General features: G+C 73.4%; 17 protein-coding genes and 1 riboswitch. Of the genes, 11 read left to right on the forward strand and 6 right to left on the reverse strand.

Annotated elements, in window-relative coordinates:
• Positions 1-19: 19 nt before the first annotated feature.
• The 6 genes from GGQ55_RS23625 (at position 20) to GGQ55_RS23650 (ending at position 4800) form a co-directional block, all read left to right on the forward strand.
• Positions 20-547, forward strand: coding sequence for a GNAT family N-acetyltransferase (locus tag GGQ55_RS23625; RefSeq protein WP_179721000.1), 528 nt, complete (start codon positions 20-22; stop codon positions 545-547).
• Complete coding sequence (locus GGQ55_RS23630) at positions 544-1503, forward strand: amino acid ABC transporter permease (protein ID WP_179721002.1); 960 nt, start codon at positions 544-546, stop codon at positions 1501-1503. The genes GGQ55_RS23625 and GGQ55_RS23630 overlap by 4 nt, the downstream gene beginning before the upstream one ends.
• The gene (locus GGQ55_RS23635; protein WP_179721004.1) at positions 1500-2279 is read left to right on the forward strand and encodes an amino acid ABC transporter ATP-binding protein; all 780 of its coding nucleotides are present in this window, start codon (positions 1500-1502) and stop codon (positions 2277-2279) included. The genes GGQ55_RS23630 and GGQ55_RS23635 overlap by 4 nt, the downstream gene beginning before the upstream one ends.
• Positions 2280-2366: 87 nt before the next feature.
• Positions 2367-3344, forward strand: coding sequence for an ABC transporter substrate-binding protein (locus tag GGQ55_RS23640; protein ID WP_179721006.1), 978 nt, complete (start codon positions 2367-2369; stop codon positions 3342-3344).
• On the forward strand, positions 3341-4306 hold the full coding sequence (locus GGQ55_RS23645) for an ABC transporter substrate-binding protein (protein WP_179721008.1): 966 nt from the start codon (positions 3341-3343) through the stop codon (positions 4304-4306). Before GGQ55_RS23640 ends, GGQ55_RS23645 begins: the two co-directional genes overlap by 4 nt.
• Positions 4303-4800, forward strand: a complete 498-nt coding sequence (locus GGQ55_RS23650; RefSeq protein WP_179721010.1) for an FAD-dependent oxidoreductase — start codon at positions 4303-4305, stop codon at positions 4798-4800. The genes GGQ55_RS23645 and GGQ55_RS23650 overlap by 4 nt, the downstream gene beginning before the upstream one ends.
• On the opposite strand, the gene GGQ55_RS23655 is transcribed toward GGQ55_RS23650, so the two are convergent.
• Complete coding sequence (locus tag GGQ55_RS23655) at positions 4773-5276, reverse strand: inorganic diphosphatase (protein ID WP_179721012.1); 504 nt, start codon at positions 5274-5276, stop codon at positions 4773-4775. The genes GGQ55_RS23650 and GGQ55_RS23655 overlap by 28 nt on opposite strands.
• Before the next feature lie 71 nt (positions 5277-5347).
• On the opposite strand from GGQ55_RS23655, the gene GGQ55_RS23660 reads away from it, so the two are divergent.
• Both GGQ55_RS23660 and GGQ55_RS23665 read left to right on the forward strand, forming a co-directional pair.
• Positions 5348-6163, forward strand: a complete 816-nt coding sequence (locus tag GGQ55_RS23660) for a VOC family protein (protein WP_179721014.1) — start codon at positions 5348-5350, stop codon at positions 6161-6163.
• Positions 6164-6201: 38 nt separating this feature from the next.
• Entirely contained in the window at positions 6202-6891 is a 690-nt protein-coding gene (locus tag GGQ55_RS23665) for an NADPH-dependent F420 reductase (RefSeq protein WP_179721016.1), read from the forward strand.
• 4 nt (positions 6892-6895) lie between these two features.
• Here GGQ55_RS23665 and GGQ55_RS23670 read toward each other — a convergent pair whose 3' ends face one another.
• The 4 genes from GGQ55_RS23670 to GGQ55_RS23685 all read right to left on the reverse strand — a co-directional run bounded on the left by GGQ55_RS23670 (position 6896) and on the right by GGQ55_RS23685 (position 9359).
• Complete coding sequence (locus GGQ55_RS23670) at positions 6896-7270, reverse strand: YybH family protein (RefSeq protein WP_179721018.1); 375 nt, start codon at positions 7268-7270, stop codon at positions 6896-6898.
• Between the two features lie 28 nt (positions 7271-7298).
• Positions 7299-7571, reverse strand: a complete 273-nt coding sequence (locus tag GGQ55_RS23675) for a GlsB/YeaQ/YmgE family stress response membrane protein (RefSeq protein WP_179721020.1) — start codon at positions 7569-7571, stop codon at positions 7299-7301.
• A 64-nt stretch (positions 7572-7635) separates the two neighbouring features.
• Entirely contained in the window at positions 7636-7971 is a 336-nt protein-coding gene (locus GGQ55_RS23680; RefSeq protein WP_179721022.1) for a hypothetical protein, read from the reverse strand.
• Positions 7972-8000: 29 nt separating this feature from the next.
• On the reverse strand, positions 8001-9359 hold the full coding sequence (locus GGQ55_RS23685) for an aminotransferase class V-fold PLP-dependent enzyme (protein WP_179721024.1): 1359 nt from the start codon (positions 9357-9359) through the stop codon (positions 8001-8003).
• 37 nt (positions 9360-9396) lie between these two features.
• Positions 9397-9509, reverse strand: a riboswitch (SAM riboswitch).
• Between the two features lie 68 nt (positions 9510-9577).
• On the opposite strand from GGQ55_RS23685, the gene GGQ55_RS23690 reads away from it, so the two are divergent.
• Genes GGQ55_RS23690 through GGQ55_RS23700 form a run of 3 tightly spaced genes read left to right on the forward strand, consistent with a single transcriptional unit; the run spans position 9578 to position 11562 of the window.
• Entirely contained in the window at positions 9578-10078 is a 501-nt protein-coding gene (locus GGQ55_RS23690) for an NADPH-dependent FMN reductase (protein ID WP_179721026.1), read from the forward strand.
• Positions 10079-10082: 4 nt separating this feature from the next.
• Positions 10083-11180: an LLM class flavin-dependent oxidoreductase gene (locus GGQ55_RS23695; protein ID WP_179721028.1), complete on the forward strand. Its 1098-nt coding sequence runs from the start codon at positions 10083-10085 to the stop codon at positions 11178-11180.
• A 7-nt stretch (positions 11181-11187) separates the two neighbouring features.
• A complete protein-coding gene (locus GGQ55_RS23700; RefSeq protein ID WP_218859412.1) occupies positions 11188-11562 on the forward strand; it encodes a nuclear transport factor 2 family protein in 375 nt (124 codons plus the stop codon).
• Here GGQ55_RS23700 and GGQ55_RS23705 read toward each other — a convergent pair.
• Positions 11559-12740 carry a class I tRNA ligase family protein gene (locus GGQ55_RS23705; protein ID WP_179721030.1) on the reverse strand — a complete coding sequence of 394 codons (1182 nt, stop codon included), beginning with the start codon at positions 12738-12740 and terminating at the stop codon, positions 11559-11561. The genes GGQ55_RS23700 and GGQ55_RS23705 overlap by 4 nt on opposite strands.
• Positions 12741-12829: the final 89 nt, after the last annotated feature.

Consider the following 12829-nt stretch of genomic DNA (forward strand, 5'->3'; position numbering starts at 1 on the left):
CCCCTGCTCCGGAGCACCCGTGACGACTCTCGAACCCGCGCTGCAGGTGCAGCGCGTCTCCCCCGACGACCCCCTTGCCGCGCCGCTGTTCGCCGAGCTCGCGCTCGAGTACGACGCCCGTTACGGCGATCTGTTCGGCGGGGCGGACCAGGAACTCACCCGCTACCCCGCCGACGAGTTCCTCCCGCCGCACGGGGAGCTGATCCTGCTGCTCCAGGACGGCGCCCCGGTCGCCGGTGGCGCCTACCGCCGGCACCCCGATCCCGACACCGCCGAGGTCAAGCGGATGTGGACCGCGTCGGCGCACCGCCGCCGCGGCCTCGCCCGCCGGGTGCTCGCCGAGCTGGAGCGGCGCGCCGCCGACCGCGGCTACACGCGCATGTACCTGACCACCGGCCCGCGCCAGCCCGAGGCCAAGGCCCTCTACCTCGCCGCCGGCTGGACGCCGCTGTTCGACCCGGCCCGTCCCCGCCCCACCGACCTGGAATCCCTGCGCGCCCTGCCCCCGGGCGAGCGCCACTACGCCTTCGAGAAGGACCTCGCATGACTCTCCTCGACGCCCGTCCCGAGGTCGCCGCACCTCCCGCGGGGACGCCCTACGACACGCTCACGGTCGTCCCGGCCCGGCACCCCGGCCGCTGGGTGGCCACCGCTCTCGTCGCCGTCCTGCTGGCGATGGTGGTGCACTCGCTGATCACCAACCCGCGGTGGGAGTGGGGCATCGTCGGCGCCTACCTCACCGAGCGCTCGATCGTCCACGGTGTGCTCACCACGATCGAGCTCACGCTGATCACCGCGGTGCTCGGCTTCGCGCTCGGCACGGTGCTGGCGCTCATGCGGCTGTCCCGCTCGCCGCTGCTGCAGGCGGTCAGCTGGGGCTACACCTGGGTGTTCCGCTCGGTGCCGCTGATCCTGCAACTGCTGCTCTGGTACAACCTCGCCTACCTCTACAAGAGCCTCGACGTGGGCATCCCGTTCGGGCCGAGCTTCTTCTCCTTCGACACGCTGTCGCTGATCGACAAGTTCGGCGCCGCGATCCTCGGGCTGGGGCTGCACCAGGCGGCGTACTCGGCGGAGATCGTGCGCGCCGGGATCCTGTCGGTCGACCAGGGCCAGCACGAGGCGGCCGCGTCGCTGGGCATCCCACGGCGACGGCAGGCGACCCGGATCGTGCTGCCGCAGGCGATGCGCTCGATCGTGCCGACCGCGGTCAACGAGGTGATCGGCCTGTTCAAGGGCACGTCGATCGTCTACGTGCTGGCGCTGGGCGAGCTGTTCTACACGGTGAGCGTCATCTACGGCCGCACGCAGCGGGTGCTGCCGATGCTGGTCGTGGCCGCGATCTGGTACGTCGTCCTGACCACCGTCGTCACGGTGATCCAGTACTACGTCGAGCGGTACTACGCCCGCGGCGCCGTCCGCACCCTGCCGCCGACGCCGCTGCAGCGGCTGCGCGGCAACCTCACCGCCGGCCTGACGCGCGTCCGCGGGATCGCCCGGTGACCGCGGTGGCGACCCGGCCCGGCCGGGTGGAGGTGCACGGCGTGCGCAAGTCCTACGCCGGGGTCGAGGTGCTGCACGGGGTCGACCTCGTCGTCGAGCCGGGCACGGTCACGGTGATCCTCGGTCCCTCCGGCTCGGGCAAGTCGACGCTGCTGCGCAGCATCAACCACCTGGAGAAGGTCGACCGGGGGTTCGTCGCCCTCGACGGCGAGCTCGTGGGCTACCGCCGCAAGGGGAACAACCTCCACGAGCTCAAGGAGAAGGAGCTGCTGCGGCAGCGGACCCGGTTCGGGTTCGTCTTCCAGTCCTTCAACCTCTTCCCGCACCTGACCGCCCTGGCCAACGTGGTCGAGGCACCGGTCTCGGCGCAGGGCCGGCCGCGCGCCGAGGTCGAGGCCGAGGCACGGGCGCTGCTGGCCCGCGTGGGGCTGGGCGGCCGGGAGAAGGCCTACCCCCGGCAGCTGTCCGGCGGGCAGCAGCAGCGGGTGGCCATCGCCCGTGCGCTGGCGATGAAGCCCGCCGTCCTGCTGTTCGACGAGCCGACGTCGGCGCTGGACCCGGAGCTGGTCGGCGAGGTGCTCGCGGTCATCGAGAAGCTCGCCGAGGACGGCACCACGATGATCGTGGTCACCCACGAGATCGGCTTCGCCCGCCGGGCGGCCGACCGCGTCGTGTTCATGGACGACGGACGCATCGTCGAGTCCGGGCCGCCGGAGCAGGTGCTCGACGACCCCCAGCACGAACGGACCAAGGCCTTCCTGGCCCGCGTCTTGTAGTCCCCACCCCCCGAACCCCGGACGGCGCAGCCCGCGCCGCCCGTCAGTGGCGCACGCCCGTGCGCCCGTCAGAAGGAGAACCACACCGTGATCACGCGCAGAAGACGAGGACCCTTCGTCGCCGTCCTGGCTGCCGCCACAGCGCTGGCGCTGGGCGCGTGCACCAGCTCCAGCGACATCGAGAACACCGCGGCGTCGGCGTCCGCCGGACCGTCCGCGCTCGTCGTCGACACCAGCCCCGACCAGGACCGCATCCACACGCCGAAGAACCAGGCCGCGATCGACCTGCTGCCGCCCGGCGTCGTCGACGACGGCGTCCTGAAGGTGGCGACCAGCGCGTACAGCGCCCCGCTCGCCTTCTACGCCGACGACAACGCCACTGTCATCGGCAGCGACCCCGACACGGCCCAGCTGATCGCCGATGCGCTCGGCCTGAAGCTCGAGATCGTGCCGACGGCGTGGGAGAACTGGCCGCTGGCCACCCAGTCCGGCGACGTCGACGTGACCATCTCCAACGTCACCGTCACAGAGGAGCGCAAGCAGCTCTTCGACTTCTCCTCCTACCGGGTCGACACCCTGGGCTTCCTCGCCGCGGCCGACTCGACGATCAGGATCAAGAAGCCGGAGGACGTCGCCGGCCTGCGCATCGCGGTGGGCTCGGGCACCAACCAGGAGAAGATCCTGCTCGAGTGGGACAAGGAGAACCAGGCCAAGGGCCTCGAGCCGGTGGACGTGCAGTACTACCAGAACGACTCCGACACGACGCTCGCCCTGCAGTCCGGCCGGATCGACCTGACCTTCGGCCCCAACGCCACCGCCGCCTACAAGGCCGCGACCAAGCCGGATGACTTCACGGTCGTCGGGCAGTTCAACGGCGGCTGGCCCGACACCGCCGAGATCGCCGTCGCCACGGCCAAGGGCAACGGCCTGGCGCCGGCCATCACCGAGGCGCTCAACGGCGCGATCGCCGACGGCAGCTACGAGAAGGTGCTGAAGCGATGGGGGCTCACCAGCGAGTCGATCGAGAAGTCCGAGACCAACCCGCCGGGGCTGAAGACGTCATGAGGATCCGACCCTTCGCCGTCGTCCTGGCCGCCGTGGCGGTGCTGGCCGCTGCGTGCACGAGCTCGGCGGACATCGAGAGCGACCAGAGGGCGGCCGCCGCGTCGTCGTCCGGCACCCAGGTCGTCGAGATCGACACCAGCCCGGAGCAGTCGCACCGGGTGCACACGAAGAAGGACGCCGACGCCGCGGCACTGGTGCCCGCCGACGTCGCCGCCGACGGGAAGCTCACCGTCGGCGTCGTCGGTACCGGGGAGCCGCCGCTGGGCTTCCTGGCCGACGACAACTCGACGGTGGTGGGCAGCGAGGTCGACATCGCCTCGCTGGTCGCCGAGTCGCTCGGCCTGCAGCTCGACGTCCGCAACATCTCCTGGGAGCAGTGGCCGCTGTCGCTGCAGAGCGGCGACATCGAGGCGGTGTTCAGCAACGTCGGGGTCAACGCCGACCGGCTGAAGCTGTTCGACTTCGCCACCTACCGCGAGGGGATCATGGCGTTCACCGCCGCCCCGGACAGCACGCTGACGATCAAGGACTCGGCGGACATCTCGGGGCTGACCATCGCCGTCGGCTCGGGCACCAACCAGGAGCGGATCCTGCTCGACTGGAACAAGGAGCTCGAGGCGAAGGGCGAGAAGCCCGCGACGCTGGAGTACTACCAGAACGCCGGCGACGCGCTGCTGGCCATCCAGTCGGGCCGGATCGACACCTACCTCGGCCCTAACCCGAACGCCGTCTACCAGCAGACGCAGGGCAAGGTGACGGTCGTCGGCACCGTCAACGCGGGCTGGCCCAACACCACGTACGTGGCGGGCACGGTGCTCAAGGGCACCGGCCTGGTCGACGCGGTGGAGGCGGCGCTGCAGCACGCGTTCGACGACGGCAGCTACGCGAAGACCCTCGCCCGGTGGGGGCTCTCCGACGAGGCCGTCGACAAGCCGGTCGTCAACCCGCCGGTGGGCTCGTGACCCCGGTCGGGCTCGGGACGCCGCGGCGAACCGACGTCGTCGTGGTGGGCGGCGGAGTGCTGGGCTCCGCCGCCGCCTGGGCGCTGGCCCGCCGCGGCGCCGGCGTGGTGCTGCTCGAGCGACTCGGCCCGGGTCAGGTCAGCGAGGCCTCCGCCCTGCTGGCGGCGGCCGCTCACCACGGCGCCGTCGTCCGGCACCACCGACGCGTCGAGGCGGTGGTGGCGACGCCGGACGGCGGGGTGCTCGTGCGGCAGGCCACCGGGGCGACCGTGCGGGCCCGGGCGGCAGTGGTGGCGGTGGGCGCGACGGCGTCGGAGCTCCTCGGCGCCGCCGGGCCCTCGCCGACCGGCGAGTTCGTGGTCGACCGGATCGGCCCGGTGGTGGTCACCGCGGGGGCCGGCGGGCGCACGCCTGCGCGCGAGATCGGCCAGGTGCTCGCCGACCTCGCGCTCGGGGTGCGCGCCGGTCAGCCCGTCCCGTCGGCGGTGGGCTGACCGGCGAAGCGGCGGCGGGCCTCCTCGAGCGCGGCCACGGCCTCCTTGCTGCGGTCCCAGCGGCCCGTCTCGGTCTTCTTGTCCGGCTCGAGCTGCTTGTAGATGTCGAAGAAGTGCCAGATCTCCGCGATCCGGTGCATCGGCACGTCCTCGAGCTCGCGGTAGTGGGCCCAGCGCGGGTCGTCGGCCGGGACGCCGAGCAGCTTGGCGTCCGGGCCGGACTCGTCGCGCATCCAGAAGACGGCGATGATCCGCGCCTTGACCACGCACCCCGGGAAGGTCGGCTCGTCGAGGATGAGCAGCACGTCGATCGGCTCGCCGTCCTCGGCGAGGGTGTCGGGCACGAAGCCGTAGTCGCCGGGATAGCCGGTGGCAGTGAACAGGCAGCGGTCGAGGCGGATCCGGTTCCACTGCGGATCCCACTCGTACTTGTTGCGCGATCCCTTCGGGATCTCGACGACCACGTCGACGTCCACGTCGCGGACCCTTCCCCCACTGCCGTGCGCCGTCAACCGGACCTGTCGGTGGTCGCGGCTAGCGTCCGGGCATGGCACGCACCTATCCCCCCGGGGTGACCTGCTGGGTCGACACCGAGCAGCCGGATGTCGAGGCCGCGGCGGATTTCTACGCCGGCCTGCTCGGCTGGACGCTCACCGACGTGGTGCCGCCGGGCATGGACGACACCTACCTGGTGGCGACGCTCGACGGTCAGGACGTCGCGGCACTGGCGCCGGCGATCGGCGACCGGCCGGCGGCCTGGAACACCTACGTCGCCGTGGAGGACACCGATGCCGCGGCCGCCGCGGTGCCGGCCCTCGGCGGCCGGGTGGGTATGGCCCCGGCCGACGCGGGGCCCGGCGGGCGCTGGGCGTCGTGCACCGATCCGCTGGGCGCGGAGTTCCGCCTCTGGCAGGCCCGGCGCCGGTTGGGTGCGCAGCTGGTCAACGTGCCCGGGGCGTGGAACTTCAGCGACCTGCACACGCCCGACCGGGACCGCGCCCTGGGCTTCTACGGTGCGCTGTTCGGCTGGCGGACCACCGAGCTGCCGGCCGGGGCCGGGGCCATGCTCCAGGTGCCGGGCTACGGCGACCACCTGGCGGCGACGGTCGACCCGGGCATCCACGAGCGGCAGGCCACGGCGCCACCCGGGTTCGCCGACGTGATCGGCGGCCTGCTGGTGGACGACGAGCCGCACTGGTCGGTGACGTTCTCCGTGGCCGACCGGGACGACGCCGCGGCGAGCGCCGAGAAGCTGGGGGCGACCGTGCTGAGCGCCGCCGAGAATCTGTGGACGCGGACGGCGCGCGTCCGCGACCCCCAGGGCGCCGAACTGACCCTCAGCCAGTTCACCCCGCCGGGCTGACGGGGAATGCCGACGTCGATCGCGCGTTGGCGCCGTACGTGACGACGATCGGACTCATCGGCAGCGGACACATCGGCAGCACCCTGGCGCGGCTGGCGGTCGCCGCCGGCCACGACGTGGTGCTCAGCAACAGTCGCGGACCGGAGACGCTCACCGAGCTCGTCGACGAGCTCGGGCCGCACGCGCGCGCGGCCACCGCGGCCGAAGCGGCGGCCGCCGGCGAGCTGGTCGTCGTGACCGTGCCGCTCAAGGCCTACCGGGCCGTGCCCGTGGAGCCGCTGCGGGGCAAGGTCGTGATCGACACGAACAACTACTACCCCCAGCGCGACGGGCAGATCGCCGAGCTGGACGACGAGTCGACGACGACCAGCGAGCTGCTGCAGGCCCACCTGCCGGAGTCGCACGTCGTGAAGGCGTTCAACAACATCTTCTTCAAGCAGCTGGGGTCGCTGCAGCGCCCGGCCGACGACCCCTCCCGGTCCGCTCTCCCGATCGCCGGCGACGACGAGGCGGCCAAGCGGACCGTGGCGGAGTTCCTGGACTCCCTCGGCTACGACGCCTACGACGCCGGTCCGCTCACGGAGGGCTGGCGGTTCCAGCGCGACACCGCGGCGTACGTTCAGCCGTACTTCGGCCCGAGCGGCGACCGCGACGGCCCCGGCGGCCGGCTCACCGCCGAGCAGTTGAAGGAGATGCTGGCCGCCGCGGTGCGCTACCGCGACATGTGAGGCATCACGCCTCGGCCGTGTAGGGCTTGCCGGGCCAGTACGCCCACTCCTCGAACTCCTCGACGCGACCGTCAGCCGCGAAGCGCAGCACCCAGAGGTCCCGGTACTCCTGCGTCACCGGATCGCCGTACCGCACCTCCAGCCGGACGACCGCGGCGCGGCCGTCCACGGCCACCGGCTCGGCGGTCACCGTGAACGTCCGGCCCTCGTCGGCGGTCCAGAACTCCTGGATCTCCGCATGGCCGACCAGGGGCTTCTCGTACGGTGAGCGCCGGTAGGCGGCCGTCTCGGTGAACAGGCGGGCGACCTCGCCGAGGTCGCCCGCCCGCCACGCACTCTCGTATCCGGCGACCCAGCGCAGCACGTCGTCCCTGTTCATGCCGAACCGGTGTCGACGGTCGTCGACGTCAGACCCGTCGGCCGCTGCGCCGTCCGGTGACCGTGGCCGCGATGACGACGAGGATCGCCGCCAGGACGATGCTGATGATCCACCGGATCCAGTCGATGCCCGGAGTGGCCTCCACCCCGAGCGCAGCAGCGACGTAGTAACCGATCAGCACGCCCCCGATGCCGCACAGCAGGGTCAGCCACAGCGGGATGTTGTCCCGGTCGCCCGGCGCGACGAACTTGCCGAGCAGTCCGATGATGAGGCCTGCGACGAGAACTCCGATGATCTCCATGACGGTGCCTCTCCTCTGAGCAGTGGTCCCCGTTCGCACCGTCCTTACCCAGCGTTGCGCCCGTTCAGCCGCTCAGCGCGGCGACGAACTCCTCGCACCTGTCGAGGTCCTCCAGGGCCCGGTAGCGCACCGTCCGGCCGCCCAGCCGCAGCTCCACCACCGGCGGCGACCCTGGCAGGACCGAGCCCCCGGCGACGTCGCCGAGCGGCACGGACGCGATCGCCGGCTCGCCCAGCAGCCGCGGCTGGACGAGCCACAGCCGGTCGTCCGCCACCGCGAACACGTGCACCGCGGTTCCCCGCAGCGGCCCGCGGGTCGACGCCTTGAGCACGACGCGCGGGGTGCGGCCCTCCAGCGCGAGCCGCCCGACGAGGAACGCGCTGGCCGCGTCGGCACCCATCAACACACCGGACAGCCTGCCCGACGGGCTCAGGCGGCCGCGGGACCGCAGCCCGCGGCGCGCGCCAGGGCGAGCGGGTCGGCCACCGGACGCGGGTCGTCGACCGGCTGCCACCGGTCGTCCACCAGCGCGTACTCGGCCCGGGGCCCTACCGAGAGATGGGACGCGAGGGCGGTCAGCAGCCGGTCGACGTCGGCGAGCGTGCTGCCCACCCCGACGCTCGCCCGCAACGCTCCTCCGGGAACACCCAGCCGCGCGAGCAGCGGGTGCGCGCAGAAGCGCCCGTCCCGCAGCCCGAGCCCGTGCTCGGCCGACAGCACCGCGGCCACCAGCCCCGGGTCGTGCCCGGCCACGGTGAACGAGACGACGCCGGTCGGCTCGGCCGAGTCGGCCCAGATGCGCAGCACCCGGACGCCGGGCAGCGCCGAGAGGCCCTCGACCAGGCGGGTCCGCAGCGCCCGCTCGTGCGCCTCGAGCGCCCCGGCCGGCAGCGCGGCGAGCGCGTCGCAGGCCGCGGCCAGCGCCACCGCGCCGAGCACGTTCGGCGAACCGCCCTCGTGCCGGTGCGGCGCGGGCACCCACTCCGTCGACGACACCGTCACCGACGCCACCGCTCCCCCGCCGGCGAGGTAGGCAGGCCCTGCGTCCAGCCAGTCGCGGCGGCCGACCAGCGCCCCGGCGCCGAACGGCGCGTAGGTCTTGTGCCCGGAGAAGGCCACGTAGTCGGCACCGGAGCCGGCCAGCGAGAACCGGCGGTGCGGCACGAGCTGGGCGCCGTCCACCAGGACCCGCGCCCCGGCGGCGTGCGCCAGCTCCACGACCTCCGGCAGCGGCAGCGACTCCCCCGTCACGTTCGACGCCCCGGTGACCGCCACCAGCGCGTACGGGCGGCGGGTCAGCTCGTCGCCGATCGCGCGCAGGGTCTCGACCACGGTCGCACCGGTCGGCAGCACCGTCACCGGGCCGCGGCGCTGCCACGGCAGCAGGTCGGCGTGGTGCTCGCAGTCCAGCACGAGGACCGCGGCGCCGGCGGGCACGCACCCCGCCAGCAGGTTGACCGCGTCGGTCGTGTGCCGGGTGATGACGACGACGTCGTCCGGACGGGCCCCGACGAACGCGCCGACCGTCGCGCGGGCGTTCTCGTAGAGGGCGGTCGACACCTGCGAGAGGTAGCCGGCGCCGCGGTGCACGCTCGCGTACAGCGGCAGCGCCTCCTGCACCCGCGCGGCGACCGACTCCAGCGCCCGCGCGCTGGCCGCGGCATCGAGGTCGACGTACCGGGTGGTCCCCGAGGGCACCAGGGGGACCCGGGTGTCGGCACCGACGAGCGGCAGCAGCGGCGCCGTGGCCGCGGCGGTGGGACGACAGGACAGGACGGCGGCAGACATGCGAGCACTCCGAACGGGCCGGGGACCCGAGGAGGCGGGTCCGCGCTTGCGACTGCCGGACGGCAGCCACCAGGTCGTCACCCGGGGCACCCCATCGCGGAGGAGGGTTGCCGGCCAGCGAGCCGGGGCTTCGCGCTGGCACTCGTGACCTGCGCACAGACTCGCACGGCGGGTGAATCCGGTCAAACTCCATCGAATTGGTGTTGTTTACTGGCGGGGTGAGCACGATCGCCGTCGTCGGCAACCCGAAGCCGCACTCCCGCACGCGCAGCGCTGCCGAGCTCGTCGTCGAGCGGCTCACCGGCGCGCCGCCGGACCGGGTCGTCGACGTCATCGAGCTCGGCGCCGGCCTGCTGGGGTGGGGCGACCCCGCGGTCGAGGACGCCGTCGCCGCGCTCCAGGCGGCCGAGGTGGCCGTCGTCGCGAGCCCGACCTACAAGGCCACCTACACCGGCCTGCTCAAGCTCTTCCTCGACCAGATCGGCACCGGCGACCTGGCCGGCGTGGTCGCCGTCCCCCTCATGCTCGGCGGCGGACCCACCCACTTCCTGGCCCCCGAGCTGCTGCTCAAGCCGGTGCTGGTCGAGCTCGGCGCCACCGCACCCACCCGCGGCCTGTACCTGATGGACAAGGTCTGGGACGACCCCGCGCAGCTCGACCCGTGGCTGGCGGTCGCCAAGCCGCAGGTCGACGCCGCCCGCGCGATCCGGAGGGGCTGAGCTCGTGGAGGTCCACTGGTTCCTGCCCACCCGCGGCGACAGCCGGGACGTCGGCCCGGCGACCACCGACCGCGGGCACAACGCCGCCGCCCTCAGGCGCCGGCCGACGCTGCAGTACCTCACCGCCGTCGCCCAGGCCGCCGAGCAGAGCGGCTTCGGCGCCGTCCTCACCCCGACCGGCTCGGGCTGCGAGGACGCGTGGGTGGTCTGCTCCGCGCTGGCCGCGGTCACCGAGCGGCTGGAGTTCCTCGTCGCCTTCCGGCCCGGCTTCGTGCTGCCGACCCTCGCCGCGCAGCAGGCGGCCACCTTCCAGCGGCTGTCCGGCGGGCGGCTGCGGCTCAACATCGTCACCGGCGGCGACCCGGTCGAGCAGCGCGCCTACGGCGACTTCCTCGACCACGACGAGCGCTACGCCCGCACCGGGGAGTTCCTCGAGGTGCTCCGTCGTTGCTGGCCCGGCGAGCGGTTCGACTTCTCCGGCGAGCACGTGCAGGTGGAGGGCGCCGGGCTGACCCAACCGCTCGAGGAGACGCCGCCGATCTACCTGGGCGGCGCCTCCCCCGCCGCCGAGGAGGTCACCGCCCGCTGGGTCGACCGCTACCTCATGTGGGGCGAGCCCCCGGCCATGGCCGCGCCGCGGATCGACCGGGTCCGCGAGAAGGCGGCCGCGCAGGGCCGGGAGCTGCGCTTCGGCATTCGGCTGCACGTGGTCAGCCGCGATACCGAGGAGGAGGCGTGGGCCGAGGCCGACCGGATGCTCGCCGGCATGCCCGCGTCCGCGATCGCCGAGACGCAGGCGCGCTACGCGCGGATGGACTCCGTCGGTCAGGCGCGGATGACCTCGCTGCACGGTGGCGCGGTGGGCGACGGCGCCCGGTCGCTGGAGATCGCCCCGAACCTGTGGGCCGGCATCGGGCTGGTCCGCGAAGGGGCGGCGACCGCGCTGGTCGGCAGCCACGAGCAGGTCGCCGAGCGGATCGCCGAGTACGCCGCGATCGGCCTCGACGAGTTCATCCTCTCCGGATACCCGCACCTGGAGGAGGCGTGGCGGGTCGGCGAGGAGGTGCTGCCGTTGCTCGCCCGCGAGCTCGCCCCGGCATGATCCGGTCGTGACCACCGACGCGCAGGCCGTCCTCGCCGCCGAGGACCGCCGCTACCAGGCCATGCTCGACGGCGACCTCGAGACCCTCGACGCGCTGTGCACCGACGAGCTGAGCTACACGCACTCCAACGGCGTCCGCGACACCAAGGCGGAGTACTTCGCGAAGCTCCGCGAGGGCTATTACGTCTACCACCGGATCGACCACCCGGTGGAGCGCGTCGAGGTCGCCGACGACGCGGCGGTGGTGGTCGGCCGGATGACCGCTGACCTGACCAGCGGCGGCGTCCGCAAGAACATCGACTGCCTCGCGATCGCCGTCTGGACGCGCAGCGGCGGCGACTGGCGACTGCTCGCCTACGCCCCGACCCCAATTCCGGCCTAGTCGAGGGCCAGCACGCGGAGGAGGAACCGGGCGGCGGCGCCGCCCTCCTCCTCCGCGACGGCGAGGGCGTGCGGGACGTCGAGGTCGTCCAGCAGCGCCGTCAGGACGGCGTCGTGCCCCGTGTCCCCACCGACCCGGCCGGCGGCGGCGTAGAGCCGCTCCACGCGCGCAGCCGCCCCGTCGAGCAGCGCCGGGTCGAAGTCCCAGGCCGAGCCATAGGGCCGGTCGAGCAGCATCAGCCGGACGGCGGAGGGCGTGTACGACTCGAGCAGATCGGCGACCAGCGTGAGGTTGCCCGTCGACTTGGCCATCTTCGTACCGTCCTTGCGCACCGCGCCGACGTGCACCTGCCGCCGGGCGAACGGGGTCACCCCGACGGCGGCCTCCACCATCGCCGCCTGGTAGGCGTGGTGGGGGAAGGTGAGGTCCTCGCCGCCGACCAGGACGTCGACGGTGAGGCCGAGCGTGGCGGCGGCCATGGCCGCGCACTCGGCGTGCCAGCCCGGCCGGCCCCACCCCCACGGGCTGGGCCACGCCGGGTCGGCCTCGCCCGAGGGCCGCCAGACGGGGACGTCGAACGGGTCGTCCTTGCGCGGATCGGTCGGGTCGTCGCCGAACGCGGCGGCCAGCTCGAGCGCGCGGTCGCGGTCCAGCCCGGCCCGCTCGGCGATGCCGGCGCCGCGGAAGTACACCGCGCCGTCCCGCTCGTAGGCGGCGCCGGCCGCCAGCAGCGCGACGGCCAGGTGCTGGACGTGGGGGACGTGGTGCCGAGCTCGTGGCGCGTGCGTCGGCCGGTGCACCCGCAGCGCCTGCATGTCCCGCTCGAACAGGAACTCCTGGCTGAGCGCGAACTCGTCGTAGTAGCGCCCGCGCACGGCTGCGGCGTGGGTCAGCACGTCGTCGACGTCGGTGACGTTCCGGCTGGTCACCACGTCCACGCCGATCGCGCCCAGCACGCCGCCGAGGACGTCGGACCACACGAACGTCGCGGCGTGCCCGAGGTGGGTGACGTCGTAGGGGGTGATGCCGCAGGTGTAGATGCGCACGGTGCCCACGACGGGCAGCGGGGCGCCGGCGAGTCGCAGTCCGCTGCTCCGGACCGTCCCGTTGTCCTCGGGGGCGGTGATCCGCCCCGCGAAGCCGAGCACACCGGACGTGGGCACCAGCCGAGCAGCCATGCCGTCATCCTGCCGCCTACCGGGTGACCGGCAGGGAGCGGCCCGAGCGCACAGGCCCGGCACAGGTTCCCGACAGGCAACCTGGGCAT

Source organism: Petropleomorpha daqingensis (assembly GCF_013408985.1).
GTDB classification, from domain to species: Bacteria; Actinomycetota; Actinomycetes; order Mycobacteriales; family Geodermatophilaceae; genus Petropleomorpha; species Petropleomorpha daqingensis.

What these genes read in the sequence shown, in the direction of transcription:
- GGQ55_RS23705 (WP_179721030.1), bottom strand. Translation starts at nt 12,740, where the DNA reads ATGGCTGCTCGGCTGGTGCCCACGTCCGGTGTGCTCGGCTTCGCGGGG.
- GGQ55_RS23685 (WP_179721024.1), bottom strand. Translation starts at nt 9,359, where the DNA reads ATGTCTGCCGCCGTCCTGTCCTGTCGTCCCACCGCCGCGGCCACGGCG.
- GGQ55_RS23630 (WP_179721002.1), top strand. Translation starts at nt 544, where the DNA reads ATGACTCTCCTCGACGCCCGTCCCGAGGTCGCCGCACCTCCCGCGGGG.
- GGQ55_RS23680 (WP_179721022.1), bottom strand. Translation starts at nt 7,971, where the DNA reads ATGGGTGCCGACGCGGCCAGCGCGTTCCTCGTCGGGCGGCTCGCGCTG.
- GGQ55_RS23660 (WP_179721014.1), top strand. Translation starts at nt 5,348, where the DNA reads ATGGCACGCACCTATCCCCCCGGGGTGACCTGCTGGGTCGACACCGAG.
- GGQ55_RS23670 (WP_179721018.1), bottom strand. Translation starts at nt 7,270, where the DNA reads ATGAACAGGGACGACGTGCTGCGCTGGGTCGCCGGATACGAGAGTGCG.
- GGQ55_RS23645 (WP_179721008.1), top strand. Translation starts at nt 3,341, where the DNA reads ATGAGGATCCGACCCTTCGCCGTCGTCCTGGCCGCCGTGGCGGTGCTG.
- GGQ55_RS23675 (WP_179721020.1), bottom strand. Translation starts at nt 7,571, where the DNA reads ATGGAGATCATCGGAGTTCTCGTCGCAGGCCTCATCATCGGACTGCTC.